At 63.8% G+C, this 13,838-nt stretch carries 9 protein-coding genes and 1 tRNA gene; 7 read left to right on the top strand and 3 right to left on the bottom strand.

All coding sequences use genetic code 11. From position 1 onward, the window contains the following. The first annotated feature begins 72 nt into the window (after positions 1-72). From rpsU to G7Z99_RS06930, 5 genes are all read left to right on the top strand, one after another. The gene (rpsU, locus tag G7Z99_RS06950; protein ID WP_002551877.1) at positions 73-288 is read left to right on the top strand and encodes a 30S ribosomal protein S21; all 216 of its coding nucleotides are present in this window, start codon (positions 73-75) and stop codon (positions 286-288) included. A gap of 282 nt (positions 289-570) precedes the next feature. Continuing rightward, the gene (gene dnaG / locus G7Z99_RS06945; RefSeq protein ID WP_181092828.1) at positions 571-2,553 is read left to right on the top strand and encodes a DNA primase; all 1,983 of its coding nucleotides are present in this window, start codon (positions 571-573) and stop codon (positions 2,551-2,553) included. Positions 2,554-2,620: 67 nt separating this feature from the next. Further along, complete coding sequence (rpoD, locus tag G7Z99_RS06940; protein WP_181092827.1) at positions 2,621-4,471, top strand: RNA polymerase sigma factor RpoD; 1,851 nt, start codon at positions 2,621-2,623, stop codon at positions 4,469-4,471. Positions 4,472-4,647: 176 nt separating this feature from the next. Continuing rightward, positions 4,648-8,391, top strand: a complete 3,744-nt coding sequence (locus tag G7Z99_RS06935) for a bifunctional diguanylate cyclase/phosphodiesterase (protein WP_181092826.1) — start codon at positions 4,648-4,650, stop codon at positions 8,389-8,391. A 14-nt stretch (positions 8,392-8,405) separates the two neighbouring features. Next, a tRNA-Ile gene (locus tag G7Z99_RS06930) sits at positions 8,406-8,482 on the top strand. Positions 8,483-8,701: 219 nt separating this feature from the next. On the opposite strand, the gene G7Z99_RS06925 is transcribed toward G7Z99_RS06930, so the two are convergent. From G7Z99_RS06925 to G7Z99_RS06915, 3 genes are all read right to left on the bottom strand, one after another. Then, positions 8,702-8,953, bottom strand: a complete 252-nt coding sequence (locus G7Z99_RS06925) for a helix-turn-helix domain-containing protein (protein ID WP_181092825.1) — start codon at positions 8,951-8,953, stop codon at positions 8,702-8,704. A gap of 237 nt (positions 8,954-9,190) precedes the next feature. Next, entirely contained in the window at positions 9,191-9,478 is a 288-nt protein-coding gene (locus G7Z99_RS06920; RefSeq protein WP_181092824.1) for a DUF3077 domain-containing protein, read from the bottom strand. Between the two features lie 439 nt (positions 9,479-9,917). After that, positions 9,918-11,042, bottom strand: coding sequence for a Fic family protein (locus G7Z99_RS06915; protein WP_181092823.1), 1,125 nt, complete (start codon positions 11,040-11,042; stop codon positions 9,918-9,920). Positions 11,043-11,214: 172 nt separating this feature from the next. Here G7Z99_RS06915 and G7Z99_RS06910 point away from each other — a divergent pair, with 172 nt between their 5' ends. Both G7Z99_RS06910 and G7Z99_RS06905 read left to right on the top strand, forming a co-directional pair. Beyond that, positions 11,215-11,676, top strand: a complete 462-nt coding sequence (locus tag G7Z99_RS06910) for an Lrp/AsnC family transcriptional regulator (RefSeq protein WP_181092822.1) — start codon at positions 11,215-11,217, stop codon at positions 11,674-11,676. Between the two features lie 465 nt (positions 11,677-12,141). Continuing rightward, the gene (locus tag G7Z99_RS06905; protein WP_181092821.1) at positions 12,142-13,824 is read left to right on the top strand and encodes a flavin monoamine oxidase family protein; all 1,683 of its coding nucleotides are present in this window, start codon (positions 12,142-12,144) and stop codon (positions 13,822-13,824) included. Positions 13,825-13,838: the final 14 nt, after the last annotated feature.

Genomic DNA, 13,838 nt, shown 5'->3' with positions numbered 1-13,838 from the left:
AACCGACGTTCTCCAGCGCACCTTTTGTTCAGGAGTAACGTCCACCCCGGTAATGAATTAAGGTAGCCCTGGATGCCAGCCGTCAAAGTTAAAGAGAACGAACCCTTCGACGTAGCTCTGCGTCGTTTCAAGCGCTCCTGCGAAAAAGCCGGTGTACTGGCTGAAGTTCGTAGCCGCGAGTTTTACGAGAAGCCGACTTCCGAGCGCAAGCGCAAGGCTGCTGCAGCCGTCAAGCGTCACGCCAAGAAAGTCCAGCGCGAACAGCGCCGCGCCGTTCGTCTGTACTGATACAGACGCTCATCGCACAGCTTCTGCCCTGCCCGGTCATGCACCGGGCCGATGGCAGCGGCCGATCCAAGCCTTGGGCCATGCGCCTTGGGTGCCCCGGCAGAAGCCAGCGGGCAAGCGGTACCTTACGTCAGAGCTGGTCCATGACCAGTCGTGCACGTCCTCACTGACGGGCCTTCGTGGCTGCCGGCGAGCACATCTCTCCCCTCACGTATTTAGCATCACTCGCCTCGAACCGCGTTTTCGCGCTTAGACTTGCAGTTGCCAGACGACGAGACTGCCATGGCCGGGCTGATTCCCCAGAGCTTCATCGACGACCTTCTCAACCGCACCGACATCGTCGACGTGGTGAGTTCGCGCATCCAGCTGAAAAAGGCCGGCAAGAACCATTCGGCCTGCTGCCCGTTCCACAAGGAAAAGACGCCGTCCTTCACCGTCAGCCCCGACAAGCAGTTCTACTACTGCTTCGGCTGCGGCGCCGGGGGCAACGCGCTCGGCTTCATCATGGACCACGACAACCTGGACTTTCCCCAGGCCGTCGAGGAGCTGGCCCGCGCAGCCGGCATGGAAGTCCCGCGCGAAGACAGCCGTCGTGGGCAGAAGCCTCGGCAACCGGTGGATTCGCCGCTCTATCCGCTGCTCGAAGCCGCTGCCGAGTTCTACCGCCAGGCGCTGCGCAGCCATCCGACACGCAAGTCTGCCGTCGATTACCTCAAGGGCCGCGGCCTGTCCGGCGAGATCGCCCGGGATTTCGGCCTGGGCTTCGCCCCACCCGGCTGGGACAACCTGGGCAAGCACCTGGGCAGCGACAGCCTGCAGCAGAAGGCCATGATCGATGCCGGCCTGCTGATCGAGAACGCCGACAGCGGCAAGCGCTATGATCGCTTTCGTGACCGGGTCATGTTCCCGATCCGCGACACCCGTGGCCGGGTCATCGCCTTCGGCGGCCGCGTGCTCGGCGACGACAAGCCCAAGTACCTGAACTCGCCGGAGACGCCGGTCTTCCACAAGGGCCAGGAGCTGTACGGGCTGTACGAAGCCCGCAAGTTCAACCGCAACCTCGACGAGATTATCGTGGTCGAGGGTTACATGGACGTCATCGCCCTGGCGCAGCAAGGCCTGCGCAATGCCGTGGCGACCCTGGGCACGGCCACCAGCGAGGAACACCTCAAGCGCCTGTTCCGGGTGGTGCCCCATGTGCTGTTCTGCTTCGACGGCGATCAGGCGGGGCGCAAGGCCGCCTGGCGGGCCCTGGAGTCGACCCTGTCGAGCCTGCAGGATGGGCGACGCGCACGCTTTCTGTTCCTGCCCGAAGGCGAGGACCCTGACACCCTGGTGCGCGCCGAGGGCACCGACGCCTTCCGCGCCCGCATCCAGCAGCATGCGCAGCCCCTGGCCGACTACTTCTTCGAACAGCTGAGCCTGGAAGCCGACCCGCGTTCGCTCGAAGGCAAGGCGCACATGGTGACATTGGCCGCACCGCTGATCGACAAGGTGCCCGGGGCCAACCTGCGGGCCTTGATGCGCAACCGGCTCAAGGAAATCACCGGCCTGGACCTGCAGCAGATCGAGGAGATGGCCCGGCGCGCACCCGTGGACGGCCCACCTGCCCATGAACCGGGGATGGACTATGGCGCCCCGCCCGGCTATCTGCCCGATGCCGACGTGTTCGACCCTTATGCGTTCGATCAGGGGGGCGGGCAACCGGCCTGGGCGACACCTTCGTCCGGCGGCAAGAAGCCCTGGGACGGCAAGCCCTGGGACAAGAAGGGCAAGAAGCCCTGGCAGCGCGATGGCCAGCGCCAGGACGCGCCGCCCCGGGTGCCCGCCCCCGTGGAGCCGCCGACCCTGGCCGCCCTGCGCAGCCTGCTGCACCACCCGCAGCTGGCCAGGAAAGTCGAGGACGCCAGCCATTTCGCCGCCGAGGACCACCTCTACGCGCAACTCTTGGTGGCCCTGCTCGAAGCCCTGCAGAAAAACCCCGACCTGCGCTCGCTGCAGTTGATCGCGCGCTGGCACGGGACCGAACAAGGTCGGTTGTTGCGGGCATTGGCCGAGAAAGAATGGCTGATCGATGCCGATAACCTTGAACAACAGTTTTTCGACACCATTACTCGATTGTCCGCCCGTCAGCGCGAACGATCCTTGGAACATCTGCTCAGGAAAGCGCGTCAAAGTGACCTGAGCGCAGAGGAAAAGAACCAGCTGCGCGAACTGCTCAGCCGAAACATCTCTGCACAAAACCCGACCTCATCTGGCGCGTGAGGTCCATGCTCGGGTATAATCCTCGGCTTGTTTTTTGCCCGCCAAGACCTTCAGTGGATAGGGTGTTATGTCCGGAAAAGCGCAACAGCAGTCTCGTATCAAAGAGTTGATCACCCGCGGTCGTGAGCAGGGCTACCTGACTTACGCGGAGGTCAACGACCACCTGCCTGAGGATATTTCAGATCCGGAGCAGGTGGAAGACATCATCCGCATGATCAACGACATGGGGATCAACGTATTCGAGAGTGCTCCGGATGCGGATGCCCTTCTGTTGGCCGAGGCCGACACCGACGAAGCTGCCGCTGAAGAAGCCGCCGCCGCGTTGGCAGCCGTTGAAACCGATATCGGCCGCACCACCGACCCGGTGCGCATGTACATGCGTGAAATGGGTACCGTCGAACTCCTGACGCGTGAAGGCGAGATCGAAATCGCCAAGCGCATCGAGGAAGGCATCCGCGAAGTGATGAGCGCCATCGCTCACTTCCCGGGCACCGTCGACCACATCCTCAGCGAATACGAGCGTGTCACCACCGAAGGTGGCCGCCTGTCCGACGTGCTCAGCGGTTACATCGACCCCGATGACAACATCGCCACGCCGAACGAAGAGGCGCCTCAGATCGCCGCCAAGGCCGCTGCGGCCAAGGACGATGACGACGAGGAAGAAGAAAGCGACAACAGCACCGATGACGAGGAAGAGACCGAGAGCGGTCCCGACCCGGTCGTCGCTGCCCAGCGTTTCGGCGCGGTCGCCGAGCAGCTCGAGCTGACCAAGAAGGTCCTGAAGAAGCACCCGCGCGAGAGCAAGGAATCGGTCGAGGCCCTGTTGGCGCTGACCGACCTGTTCATGCCGATCAAGCTGGTGCCCAAGCAGTTCGAAGCACTGGTCGAGCGCGTCCGTGGCGCCCTGGACCGTCTGCGCGCCCAGGAGCGCGCGATCATGCAGCTGTGCGTCCGTGATGCGCGCATGCCGCGTGCCGACTTCCTGCGCCTGTTCCCGGGCAACGAAGTCGACCAGACCTGGAGCGGCGACCTCTCCCGTCGCAGCACCAAGTGGGCGGCCGCGCTGGGCGAGAAAGACGCCGCCATCGTCGCCTGCCAGCAGAAGCTGATCGACCTCGAGGCCGAAACCGGCCTGACCGTCGCCGAGATCAAGGACATCAACCGTCGCATGTCGATCGGTGAAGCCAAGGCACGGCGCGCTAAGAAGGAAATGGTCGAGGCCAACCTGCGTCTGGTGATCTCCATCGCCAAGAAGTACACCAACCGCGGCCTGCAATTCCTCGACCTGATCCAGGAAGGCAACATCGGCCTGATGAAGGCGGTGGACAAGTTCGAATACCGTCGTGGCTACAAGTTCTCGACCTACGCGACGTGGTGGATTCGCCAGGCCATCACCCGCTCGATCGCCGACCAGGCACGCACCATCCGTATCCCGGTGCACATGATCGAGACGATCAACAAGCTCAACCGCATTTCCCGGCAGATGCTGCAGGAAATGGGCCGCGAACCGACGCCGGAAGAGCTGGGTGAGCGCATGGAGATGCCCGAGGACAAGATCCGCAAGGTCTTGAAGATCGCCAAGGAGCCCATCTCCATGGAGACGCCGATCGGCGACGACGAAGACTCCCACCTGGGCGACTTCATCGAGGACTCCACCATGCAGTCCCCGATCGACGTGGCCACGGTCGAGAGCCTCAAGGAAGCGACCCGCGACGTGCTGTCGGGCCTGACCGCGCGTGAAGCCAAGGTCCTGCGCATGCGCTTCGGCATCGACATGAACACCGACCATACGCTGGAAGAGGTCGGCAAGCAGTTCGACGTGACCCGCGAGCGGATCCGTCAGATCGAAGCCAAGGCACTGCGCAAGCTGCGTCACCCGACGCGTAGCGAGCACCTGCGTTCGTTCCTCGACGAGTAATCGTCGCCGTTCGAGGTGTCTGAAAAGCCCACGCCCAGGCGTGGGCTTTTTTATGGGCGGTCGTTGCGGGTCACGGCCGTCGCCGACATTGAAACGTCGATACTGGCATTTCTGTCACCCTGGCAGAACGATGCACGTCTACACTCGACACAGTCCTATTGATCGAGAGGCCGAGAATGCCCTTTTTGCCGGCCCTTGTGTTGCCGCTCCTGCTGGTGTGGAGCGCGACCGCCGGCGCCCTTGCCCTGACTGATGAAGAACAAGCCTGGCTCAAGGCGCACCCGCGCTTGCGCCTGGGCGTGGACAACGCCTGGCCGCCATTCGAGTACCGAAGCCAGGACGGTCGTTACCAGGGATTGGCCGCCGACTACGTGCAACTGATCGAAAAACGCTTGGGTATCCGCTTCGAACCCGTGCAAGCCGGCGACTGGCCACAGGTCATCGAACAGGCGCGCACCCGGCAGGTGGATGCCTTGCCGAGCATCATGCCCACGGTGCAACGCCAGCGCATCCTGACCTTCACGCGCCCGTACCTGGACTTCCCCATCGTGATCCTGGCGCGCGACGACGGCCCGCAGCCGCGCAAGATCGACGACCTGCAAGGGCTGCGCGTGGGCGTACTGGCCAGCCGGGCACCGTACGAGCTGCTGCACGACAGCGGCCTGGCCATGACCCTGGTACCGGTGAACAACGTCGGCTCCGCCCTGCAAGCCCTGGCAACCGGCGAGGTCGATGCCGTGGTCAGCGACCTGGCCTCGAGCATCTGGAGCTTGCGACAGTTGAAGCTCAACGGGTTGCACGTCAGTGGCGAAACCCCGTTGCGCTATCAGCTGGCGATGGCCGTCCCGCATGGCAACGACCTGCTGGCCGGCATCCTCGACAAGGCGATCGCCGACCTCGACCCGGCGGAAGTGGCCGCCCTGCAACAGCGCTGGGTGGGCGATGTGGTGGATCAGCGCACGTTCTGGCACGACTCGCTGGTCTACGGGCTGCCGGGCATCGTGCTGCTGCTGATCATGCTGCTGACGGTCATCCGCACCAACCGCAAGCTCAGTTCGGAGAACGCGCGGCGCATCGCCCTCGAGAAGGAGCTGCGCCGCAGCGAACACCATTACCGCGGCCTGGTGGAAGGCCTGTCTGCCATCGCCTGGGAGGCCGATGCCGAGCACTTCACCTTCGGCTACGTCTCGCCGCACGCCGAGGGCTTGCTGGGCTATCCGCTCAACGAATGGCTCAGGCCAGGCTTCTGGCACGCCATCATGCACCCCGGCGACGCCCCCTGGGTCCACGCGTTCTGCTACCGGGAAATCGCCGCCGGTCGCGACTTCAGCTTCGACTGTCGCCTCGTGCGGGCCGACGGCCAATGCCTGTGGGTGCACACGGTGATCAACTTGATCGAGCGCAGCGATCGCCCCCTGATGCAGGGGCTGCTGATCGACATCAGCGAAGCCAAGCGGACCGAGACCGCGCTGCGCCTGTCGGAGCAGAAGTTCTCGTCGGTCTTCGCCCAGTGCCCGGACATCCTGGTCATCGCCCGACACAGCGACGGCGCGCTGCTGGAAGTCAACAAGGCGTTCGAGGAACAGATCGGCCTCAGCGCCGGGCAGGTCATCGGCCGTACCCCGACCGAGCTGAACCTGTGGGGCACCGACGACACCGCCCCTGCCCTGCTCGCCCGCTTGCAGGCCGGCGGTATCCGCAACCTGGAAATGACCTTCCGCCGCAGCAACGGCGAGCTGTTCACCGGCCTGACCTCGGCCGAGAACTTCCAGCTCGACAACATGCTGGCCTCGGTGGTGACGGTGCGTGACATCACCCAACTGAAACAGACGCAGCAGCAGTTGCAGACCTCCGAGGAGAAGTTCGCCAAGGCCTTCCATGCCTCGCTCGACGGGCTGCTGCTGACCCGACAGAGCGATGGCCTGCTGATGGAAGTCAACGACGGCTTCTACCGCCTGACCGGCCACACCATCGACCCGGCCCGTGAAGAGACGTCGGTGGACATCAACCTGTGGGTGACCCCCCAGGACCGTCTGCGCATGATCGAGCTGCTCGGCCGCGACGGCTTCGTGCGTGACTTCACCGCGCTGCTGCGGCGCAAGGACGGCGAGATCCGCCTGTGCGAGCTGTCCGCACGCCCCCTGCCCATCGGCGGTGTGGACTGCATCCTGACCATCGCCCGTGACATCACCGAGCGGCACCTGATGCAGGAGAAGCTGCACCTGGCCGCCACCGTGTTCGAGAACACCGCCGAAGGCGTGCTCATCACCGACACCGAGCAGCGCATCACGGCGGTCAACCGCGCCTTCAGCGAGATCACCGGATACGGGGAACTGGAAGCCCTCGGCCAGACCCCCAGGCTGTTCGCCTCCGGCCACCACGACAGCGCCTTCTATGCGGCCATGTGGCATCAGTTGAACGCCGAAGGCCATTGGCAGGGCGAGATCTACAACAAGCGCAAGAACGGCGAGATCTACCCCGGCTGGCTGACCATCAGTGCCGTGCGCACCACCGAGCGTGAGCTGACCCACTTCGTGGCGGTGTTCGCCGACATCTCCAGCATCAAGCATGCCCAGGCCAAGCTCGACCACCAGGCGCACCACGACTCGCTGACCGGCCTGCCCAACCGTGCCCTGTTCGAGAAACGCCTGCATGCCACCCTGGCCAGCGAGCAGGCCTCCAACCGCCAGGGCGCCGTGCTGTTCCTCGACCTGGACCGGTTCAAGCACATCAACGACAGCCTCGGCCACCCGGTCGGCGACTTGCTGCTCAAAGGCATCGCCCATCGCTTGAAGGAGCAGGTGCGCGATGTCGACACCGTGGCACGCCTGGGGGGTGACGAGTTCATCATCCTGCTGCCCGGCCTGCACAAGCCAAGTGACGCCAGCGCCATCGCCGACAAGCTGCTGACCTGCTTCCATGCGCCGTTCCAGGCCGGCGAGCACGAGTTCTTCACCAGCGCCAGCATCGGCATCAGCCTGTACCCGCAGGATGGCAGCGACGTCGCTTCGCTGATCCGCAACGCCGACGCCGCCATGTACCGCTCCAAGGCCAAAGGCCGCAACCGCGTCGAGGCCTACACCCGTGACCTCACCGTGCAGGCCAGCGAACGCATCGCCCTGGAGCACGAACTGCGCCGCGCCATCGAGCGCGACGAACTGAGCCTGCGCTTCCAGCCCAAGCTCAGCCTCAAGACCCAGGCCCTGGTCGGCGCCGAAGCCTTGATCCGCTGGACCCACCCCACCTTCGGCGAAGTATCGCCCGAGCACTTCATCGGCCTGGCCGAAGAGAACGGCAGCATCCTGCAACTGGGGGACTGGGTACTGGAGCGGGCCTGCCAGCAGATGCATGCCTGGAAACAGCACTACCAGCCCTTCGGCCCGCTCTCGATCAACCTGGCCGGCGCGCAACTGCGCCAGACTCACCTGGCCGCCCGCATCGAGCACCTGCTCGAGCGCTACCAGCTCAACGCAGGCGACCTGCAGCTGGAGATCACCGAGAACTTCATCATGAGCCAGGCCGAGGAAGCCCTGGCGATCCTGCACCAGCTCAAGGACCTGGGCGTGCAACTGGCCATCGACGACTTCGGCACCGGTTATTCCTCGCTCAGCTACCTCAAGCGCCTGCCGCTGGACATCCTCAAGATCGACCAGTCGTTCATCCGCGGCCTGCCGGACGACCCCCACGACGCCGCCATCGCCCGGGCCATCATCGCCCTGGGCAGGAGCATGCAGCTGACCATCATCGCCGAAGGCGTGGAGAACCCGGCGCAGCAGCAATTCCTGGCGGACGAAGGGTGCGAGCAGATCCAGGGGTACATTGTCGGCCTGCCCATGCTGGCGGATGAATTCGCCCAGACGTTTCTGCGCATAGCATTTTCCGATCTTTCGGATGGCACCTACCCTCAACCGCCGTTATAATCGGCCGACCACTGGGGCCTATAGCTCAGTCGGTTAGAGCAGAGGACTCATAATCCTTTGGTCCACGGTTCGAGTCCGTGTGGGCCCACCATCTTTGAAGCCGCGCCTTGCGCGGCTTTCGTGTTTCTGGGATGGCGGACTCGACGTGACATCGCCTGATGTCTATCAATCGGACAAGAAAAAGGGCGCACCGGCAGACGACCTGCCGGGTCATGGTGCGCACTCAAGCATGAAAAGCGTCAACCTGACCGCTCTGGCACACCTTTCCCGCTTTCGCCGCGTGGCGTCACCCCCTGAAGCGCAGTGCCCATCATTCAAAAATGCCGTGGATCTCATCGAGGGTCGGCAGGACGGCAGGTGTGACGATGAACTCACAACCCAGGACTGCTAGCGACCGCGCGTAGGCTGCCATACCCACCGAAAGGTCGCCTTTTTCGATGGCGATGATTTTCTGCCGCGTGACATTGGCCAAGGCGGCGAGCCTGGCTTGCGTCAGCCCACGGTTGACTCGACGTTCCCGAATCTGGGCACCGAGACGCGTAGCGATCAGTTCATAGTCCATGTTCTTCATACGTGACATTTGAATGAAAATGTACGGTATTCGTGACTTCGAAAAACCAAAGCACGTGCTACCTCCAACGGGTCCAGCCTCTGGCACGACGGCCTGGTCGCGCCTGCCCTGACGTTCATGAATGCTTTGATCATCAAGACCGTGCAACCAACCACAGCCTTGATCACTTTCAGGAGCAAGATGGACCGCAGCCAGCCCAGTCTTTACGTGGGTAGCTGTTCACTGTGATCAGGCGTCGATGCTGTCCAGCACACCCTTCAACAGTGCCCTGAGCATGTCGGACAAATGCTGGACCGACCAGATCATGCCACGACCGATGTCTGGAGCATGTTGCTGGGCATAGGTGTCGGCGATTTCCTGAATTCCCCTGGCCAGCAGACTGGCGTGCACCAAGGCATCGGCAGCGTCGATACCAGGACGGACGGTGAACAAGGGTGGGTGGCTGGACCGACAAGTGCAGAACAGCTGCTCGGTCGTGGGGTTGAGTGTGGTCGGCGGGTTGGAAGGTCCTGTCATTCGATTGCCTCCAGTTACGTCAGGACATGGCTGCCCACCGCTATTCTCACGCAACGGGTGGCAGCCGTACGCGGGGTGAGAACCGGCGATACAGGAGGCTGACTCCGGCCAGGCGATGCCTGCCCGCGCACAGCTGCCATGACAGCATGCCTCCTAACAGAATCGGCGGGTTCTCACGCCCGATCGCCGAGGTCGCGGCGACGGGAGGACCTTAGCGATGAACGCCTGTCCTTGCAGTCAGGCCTTGGAGACAGTGGACGTAGGATAGGTCCGAAGATTGTGGATCGCTGTAGGAAAGAGGCCAAATACGATAGGCAATTTTGGGGAGAGCGTGATCGCTCGGCCTATCCGTTATTGATGTTCAGCCTTGATGTCGATATCGCACTCATCGCGTAGGCGCTTTCGGTGCAACCCCCCGGGCATGCACGCTCTCTTGTTTTCACACCTGCGCCACCCTGTACCGCGTACTACGCCCCCCTCCCGGCAGCTTCACCAGGCACCCCTTCTGCACCAGATCGCCCAGATGCCGTGTCGCCGTCGCCTTCGACACCTTCGCCACCGCCTGGTACTGCGCGGCGTTGAGCCCTTCCTCGAAACCCCGTTCCCCGCCATCGAGCAAGCGGTTGAGGACCTTGATCTGCTCCGCTGAAAGCACCTGCCCACGGTGCGCATGCCAGAACCGGGCTTTCGCCAACACCCTGTCGATACGGCTCAGCGCCTGTTCCAGGCTGTTTAGCAATGTGCTCAAGAACCACTGCAGCCACGCAGTGATGTCGAGGCCGCCTTTCTGGCTGGCTTCGAGTACGCGGTAATACCCGGCGCGGTCCTCGAGAATGCTCGCCGACATGGCATAGAAGCGGATGGTCCGTCCTTCGCCCTGGGCAAGCGCTCTGTCGGTGATGGCACGCGTCAAGCGACCGTTACCGTCGTCGAAGGGGTGCACGGTCACGAACCAGAAGTGCGCGATCCCTGCACGTAGGGCCGGATCGAGGTGTGCATCGCCACGACTGCGCTCGAACCAGGTCAGAAACTCGTCCAGCTGATGCTCCAGCCCTTCACGGGGTGGCGCCTCGAAATGGACGGTAGGCCGGTCCAGACGACCCGAGACCACCTGCATGGGTTCTTCGCCACGCAGCGTGCTGACGCGCAGTGGACGGGTGGACAGGCTGTCTTCGGTCGGGAACAGCCAACGGTGCCAGTCGAGCAGACGCTGCATGTCCAACGGCGATTGGCATTCACGTGTCGCATCGACCAGCAGCTCGGCCAGGCCTTCGGAGCGCGGCGTGGTACGGCCGGTTTCGTTCAGGCCCAGACGCCTGGCCAAGGAGGCGCGTACCGCGTCTGCATTCAGACGTTCGCCTTCGATGGCGGAAGACATGATGGTGTTTTGCAGCAGCGCATCGAGGCTGGCTGACACTGCCGTGGTCTCGTCCACGTCAGCCAGCCTCTGACACAAACGCTCTTGCGCCTGTGCGCAGGCACCCAGCAGCATGCGCAGCCGTTCGGGACACCATTGAAAATCAGGCCATTCCGGTTGCTGCCACACCCACAGAGACGCATTCATGACGTGTTCTCACGCGAAGGACCAGGCCCGTCAGTGTATTCGGCTTATCCCGTGAGCCGAATAGCCGCTCTAATCGGCTCATGGTCGAATCGCTTCAGACATCGCACGCCTGACCTCTTGCCGATCTGAACCGGTACGCCGTACGGTATCGTCTTCCTCATCGAGCCTTCCCATGTCCGACCTGCACGCCATCCCCCTGGACGACATCGATCGCAAGCTGATCGATCTCCTGCAACTCGACGCCCGTGAGACCGTCGCCAACCTCGCCCGCCAGCTCGGCATCGCCCGGACCACCGTGGACGCGCGCCTCACGCGCTTGGAGCGGGCCAAGGTCATCACGGGGTATGGGGTGCGGCTTGGTCGGCGCATGAGCGAGGGAGGGTTGCAGGCTTACGTCGGGATCAGTGTCAGGCCGCGCTCGGGCAAGGAGGTGGTGCGCCGCCTGAGCGCCATGGGGCAGGTGCAGCAGCTGTGTGCGGTCAGTGGGGAGTATGACTATGTCGCGTGGCTGCGCAGCGATTCACCCGAGGCGCTGGATGAGTTGCTGGACCAGATCGGTATGGTCGAGGGGGTGGAGCGGACGACCACGTCGATCATCCTGAGTCACAAGGTGGATCGGGGGGAGCCGGTCTGAAGCCCTTGGGTGGCGAGACGTTTTGCGGCGCTCGTTGGGGTGGGGTGATCGATTGAGGGTGCTGATCTTACGGACCCTGGCGGGTCCGATCGCGGCACAGGGGCCGCTCCTACACAATAGACGGCGGCGCTGATCGGGGCCGCTCCACACAACAAACGGCGCTGATCGGGAAGACTGACACCGCCCTCCTGTAGGAGCGGCCCCCGTGCCGCGATCGGGCCCGCCAGGGCCCGCAAGATCAGCGCCTTCGATCTTCCTGGCCCACAACGCCAAATCAGCCCACCCGCTTTTCAGCTGCACACCCACCACCCCTTCGTCACTTTCATTCATCAACTCGTCACAACGCTAAAAACCCACACAATCCGCCATCATCTTTCGTCTTACTTCCCGCCCCTGCGGCCTCTAAGCTGTCATTCAGTGCGCTCTACACTTAGCCCATTCCCGTCCCCCGCCCAAGGCCACGACATGAACAAGAAGAACCGTCACCCCGCCGATGGCAAACCTCCTATCACCCTGTTCGGCCCGGACTTCCCCTTCGCCTTCGACGACTGGCTCGAGCACCCCGCCGGGCTGGGCAGTGTGCCGGCAGACCGGCTTGGCGAGGAAGTCGCCATCGTCGGCGCGGGCATCGCTGGCCTGGTGGCGGCCTACGAGCTGATGAAGCTGGGCCTCAAGCCGGTGGTCTACGAGGCGTCCAAACTGGGTGGGCGGCTGCGCTCGCAGGCGTTCAACGGCACCGATGGCATCGTCGCCGAGCTGGGCGGGATGCGCTTTCCGGTGTCGTCCACGGCGTTCTACCACTACGTCGACAAGCTGGGCCTGGAGACCAAACCGTTTCCCAATCCACTGAGCGCGGCCTCCAGCAGCACGGTGATCGACCTGGAAGGGCAGACCTTCTACGCCGAGTCACCCGCAGATTTGCCCAGGCTGTTTCACGAAGTGGCCGAAGCCTGGGCCGATGCCCTGGAAGACCGTGCGCACTTCGGCGACATCCAGCAAGCCATCCGCGAGCGTGACGTGCCGCGGCTCAAGCAGCTGTGGAACACGCTGGTGCCGCTGTGGGACGACCGTACCTTCTACGACTTCGTCGCCACCTCCCAGGCCTTCGCCAAGCTCAGCTTCCTGCACCGCGAAGTGTTCGGCCAGGTCGGCTTCGGTACCGGCGGCTGGGATTCGGACTTCCCCAACTCCATGCTGGAGATCTTCCGGGTGGTGATGACCAATTGCGACGAGCACCAGCACCTGGTGGTCGGGGGTGTGGAGCAGGTGCCCCAGGGGATCTGGCGGCACGTACCGGAGCGTTGCGTGCACTGGCCGGCCGGCACCAGCCTGCGGTCGCTGCACGGGGGCGCACCGCGCAGCGGGGTGCGACGCATCGCCCGGGGCGCCGACGAGCGCCTGGCGGTGACCGACAGCTGGGGCGACACCCGTGAGTATGCCGCCGTGCTGGTGACCTGCCAGAGCTGGCTGCTGACCACCCAGATCGATTGCGAAGAAGCGCTGTTCTCGCAAAAGCTGTGGATGGCGCTGGACCGCACCCGCTACATGCAGTCGTCGAAGACCTTCGTCATGGTCGACCGGCCGTTCTGGAAGGACAAGGACCCGGAGACCGGTCGCGACCTGCTGAGCATGACCCTCACCGACCGGCTGACGCGGGGCACGTACCTGTTCGACAACGGTGACGACCGGCCGGGGGTGATCTGCCTGTCCTACGCCTGGATGAGCGATGCCCTGAAGATGCTGCCGCACCCGGTGGAGCGGCGCGTGCAGCTCGCACTCGATGCACTGAAGAAGATCTACCCCAAGACCGACATCGCCGGGCACATCATCGGCGACCCGATCACCATCTCCTGGGAGGCCGACCCGTACTTCCTCGGTGCCTTCAAGGGTGCCCTGCCCGGCCACTATCGCTACAACCAGCGCATGTACGCCCACTTCATGCAGCAGGACATGCCCGCCGAACACCGGGGGATCTTCCTGGCAGGCGACGATGTGTCGTGGACGCCGGCCTGGGTCGAGGGCGCAGTGCAGACGTCGCTCAACGCCGTGTGGGGTATCATGACCCACTTCGGTGGCCAGACCCACCCGGACAACCCCGGCCCTGGTGACGTGTTCGACGAGATCGGCCCGATCGCCCTGCCCGACTGAGACCCGGAGACCTT

The organism is Pseudomonas entomophila (genome assembly GCF_013523165.1).
Lineage (GTDB): Bacteria > Pseudomonadota > Gammaproteobacteria > Pseudomonadales > Pseudomonadaceae > Aquipseudomonas > Aquipseudomonas entomophila_A.
Note: the sequence above shows the minus strand (reverse complement) of the source record. Positions and strands in the feature narration are given on the sequence as shown.